This is a genomic window from Pseudomonas sp. 65/3-MNA-CIBAN-0223 (genome assembly GCF_040310425.1).
GTDB lineage: Bacteria > Pseudomonadota > Gammaproteobacteria > Pseudomonadales > Pseudomonadaceae > Aquipseudomonas > Aquipseudomonas gregormendelii.
The window spans coordinates 1-235 of the sequence record NZ_JBEOPV010000358.1 but is presented as its reverse complement, the minus strand read 5'-3'; the positions used below and the strand labels follow the sequence as shown (position 1 = coordinate 235).

General features: G+C 54.9%; 1 protein-coding gene. It reads right to left on the bottom strand.

Going from position 1 to position 235, the window contains the following annotated elements:
- Nucleotides 1-235: ATPase, T2SS/T4P/T4SS family (locus AAEZ09_RS29210; protein WP_350601802.1), on the bottom strand; the 235-nt coding region annotated here is incomplete at both ends.

Here is a 235-nt window from a genome sequence, read left to right as displayed (position 1 = left end):
CCGCACTCTTCATAGAGCAGGTTCAGGTTGACCTGCTGAGTCTTAGATTTGCCGGATCCTGTGGGGCCGGTAACCAAGTTCACGCCATAAGGAAAGCTGCGGATACGGCTAAACGCCTCAATTTGCTCGGGGAGAAAACCGAGAGCCTCAAGGGTCATTTTGGTTTTGTCGTCATACAGCAGACGCAGAACCATCAAAGGACCCTCTACGAGCGGCCTGGTGGCAACCCGGGCAC